This is a genomic window from Roseiarcus sp., assembly GCF_052145395.1.
In the GTDB taxonomy this organism is placed as follows: Bacteria; Pseudomonadota; Alphaproteobacteria; order Rhizobiales; family Beijerinckiaceae; genus Roseiarcus.
Genome location: NZ_JBKQOT010000057.1, coordinates 1 through 3,483 on the forward strand (window position 1 = coordinate 1; position 3,483 = coordinate 3,483).

At 65.6% G+C, this 3,483-nt stretch carries 2 pseudogenes; both read left to right on the forward strand.

What is annotated here, in order from left to right:
• A pseudogene (locus tag ACLP25_RS01910) lies at positions 1-1,893 on the forward strand (glycosyl transferase); the annotation flags it as partial.
• A gap of 3 nt (positions 1,894-1,896) precedes the next feature.
• Positions 1,897-3,483: pseudogene (locus tag ACLP25_RS01915) on the forward strand (glycosyl transferase); the annotation flags it as partial.

Consider the following 3,483-nt stretch of genomic DNA (forward strand, 5'->3'; position numbering starts at 1 on the left):
CGCCAGCAAGGCGCCGCGAACGTTTCCGTTCGCAACATCATTACCAGTTTGCGCCGGATTTCCGATGCCGACTGGCAGCAACTGTTCGAGCGGCTGAGCCTCGTCGACGAAGTTCTCGCGGCGGACAGCGACTTCGAGAGCATGGATTTTCCAACGCGCACGCTATACCGCAGCGCCGTCGAGGATCTTTCGCGCGGCTCGGACCGCACTGAGCTCGATATTGCCACCGCGGCGGTGCTCGCGGCAAAAGAGGCCGCGGCCGAGGCCCCGGCGACGGAGCAGGCCCGACGCGGCGACACGGGATACATTCTGCTGGCGGGCGGGCGCGGCGCCTTCGAAAAAGCGATCCAATATCGCCCGCCCCTGCGAAACCGGGCGGCGCGCAACAACCGATCGATCGGCATCAGCGGCTATTTGACCGCGATTTCTGTCGTCGCCGCAATCCTTCTTGCCGCGCCGCTGCTCGCGCTCTTTCTCGCCGGAGCGGGCCTTGCGGTTCTTGGCCTCCTCGGCGTGCTTGGCGCCATCCCCGCAATCGACGCCGCGGTGGCTTTCGTCAATCGCGGAGTCAACGTCGGCTTTGCCGCGACGCTTCTCCCAGCTCTCGATCTGCTCGATGGCGTGCCCGCCGAATTGCGGACGCTCGTCGCTGTTCCAACCCTGCTCACAAACCCGCAGGCTATCGAGGAGCTGGTCGAGCGTCTCGAGATTCATCACCTCGCGAGCCCGGAAGGCGATCTGCATTTTGCGCTGGTGACCGATTGGACCGACGCCGCGAACGAACATGCGGACGGCGACGCCGCGCTGGTCGCTGTGGCGGCGGAAGGGATTGCGCGACTCAACCAGCGTTATGGCCAGGCGCCTGGCGGACAGCGCTTCCTCCTTCTCCACCGGCGCCGCATTTGGAACGAAGGCGAATCGCGGTGGATCGGGTGGGAACGCAAGCGCGGCAAGCTCCACGAACTTAATCGGCTGCTGCGCGGCGCGACCGACACGACTTTCATGGACGTGGGGTTAGGCGCCCCAACAGCCCCGGCTGGCGTCCGTTACGTCGTGACGCTCGATTCGGACACGCGATTGCCGCGCGATGCGGTGCGTCGCCTGATCGGCAAGATGGCGCATCCGCTGAACCGGCCGCGCCTCGACGCCGACGGGCGTCGGGTCGTCGAGGGCTACGCCGTCCTGCAGCCTCGCGTTACGCCGTCGCTGCCGACCGGTCGCGAAGGCTCGCTGTTCCAGCGAATCTTCTCGAGCGTGAGCGGAATCGACCCTTACGCCTCGGCCGTGTCCGACGTCTATCAGGATCTGTTCGGGGAAGGATCCTACGCCGGAAAAGGCATCTACGACGTCGACGCGTTCGAGGCTGCGCTCGCAGACCGTGCGCCGGATTCGACTCTTCTCAGTCATGATCTCTTCGAGGGCGTGTTCGCCCGCGCCGGTCTCGCCTCGGATGTGGAAGTCGTCGAGGAATTCCCCGCTCGCTACGACGTCGGCGCCATTCGTCATCACCGGTGGGCGCGCGGCGACTGGCAATTGCTCCCCTGGATTTTTGGGCGGGGGCCGTCGCAGTCCAGAACCGTGTCGTCGCCGAGCGTCCTTCCGGCAATCGGCCGATGGAAAATGCTGGACAATCTGCGCCGCACGCTCTCGGCGCCCGCCGCGATCCTCGCCTTGCTGGTTGGTTGGACGCTGCCGCTTCACGTGGCGTTGATCTGGACGCTGTTCGTCGTCCTGACGATCGCGCTGCCGACGCTCATTCCGGTTCTGGCCGCCATTCCGCCACGTCGACCTGGCGTGACGATGTCGAGCCATATGCGCGCGCTCGGCGGCGACGCGGGCCTTGCGTTGACCCTTTCGACATTGACCGTCACGTTCCTGGCGGATCAGGCGTGACTCATGGCCGATGCGATCGCTCGGACGCTCTGGCGCCTCGGCGTCAGCCGGCGCCATCTACTCGAATGGGTTCCGGCCGCGCAGGCGACAACCCGTCCTCGCCTCGATATCGCGGGCTTCGCTCGCCGAATGACGGGCGCGATCGTCATTGGGGTGGTTGCAGCGATGGTCGCGCTGACGTCTCGCCACGGGTCCTCGCCGGTGGCGCTTCCCTTCGTCGCGCTCTGGCTGGCTTCGCCCGCCGTTGCGCGCTTTGTGAGCCTGCCTCCCGCCGCCGACTCCCGTCTGCCGACGACCGACGCCGATGCGCAGGCGCTGAGGAGAACCGCGCGCCGCACCTGGCGGTTCTTCGAGACCTTTGTCAGGTCGGCCGACAACATGCTGCCTCCCGACAATTTCCAGGATGATCCTGCGCCCGCGGTCGCGCATCGGACCTCACCGACCAATATCGGCCTCTATCTGCTTTCGGTCGCTTGCGCGCGTGAGTTCGGCTGGATCGGAACCGGTCAGGCAATCGATCGGCTGGAGGCGACGCTCGCCACGATGGGTCGCATGCAACGCGTGCGCGGTCACTTCTTCAACTGGTACGATACGCGAGATCTTCGGCCCCTCGAGCCGCGATACATATCGACGGTCGACAGCGGCAATCTCGCCGGGCATCTGATTGCGCTCGCCAACGCCTGCGAGGATTGGAGGGATCGACCCCTCAATGCGGCGCGGCGCTTCAGCGGCGTCGCCGACGCGCTCAACATGACCCGCGCCGAATGCGTGCGTCTGCGCGACGGCCGCCAGACCCAGACTGTGACATTGTACCAACTCGACGACGCGCTGGCCGTGGTCGCATCGGATTTGCATCAGGTGGCGCTTTCGCAAATCGATTGTCAGGCGCAGCTCGCCGGACTTCGCGCCAATGTCGAGATCATGGTCGACATCGCCAACGCGCTGGCGATCGAACGGAGTGACGGGCCGAGCGCGGATGTGCTGCTTTGGGCGCGCGCGGTCTCGAGCACGATCGAGACCCACTGCCAGGATCTCGTGCAAGCGGGCGAGGCGGCCGTCGCCCAGCGCGAGAGGCTGACCGTTCTAGCAATCATGGCGCGGTCGATGGCGCTGGCGATGGAGTTCGGCTTCCTGCTCGATCCCGACCGACAATTGCTGTCGATCGGATATCTCGTCAACGAAGGCGTTCTCGATCAGAACTGTTACGATCTCCTGGCCTCCGAGGCGCGGCTCGCCAGCTTGTTCGCGATCGCCAAGGGCGACGTCGCGGCGAAGCATTGGTTCCGCCTCGGCCGCTCCGTGACGCCTGTCGCGCACGCGGCCGTGCTGGTCTCCTGGTCGGGATCCATGTTCGAGTATCTGATGCCCTCGCTCGTCATGCGCGCGCCGGCGGGGAGCCTGCTGGAGCAGACAAACCGACTGATCGTTGGCCGGCAGATCGCCTACGCGACGAAACTCGGCCTTCCATGGGGCATATCCGAATCCGCCTACAACGCCCGCGACCTGGAGTTCACCTACCAATATTCGAACTTTGGCGTTCCCGGCCTTGGATTGAAGCGGGGCCTAGGTGAAAACAGGGTGATCGCGCCC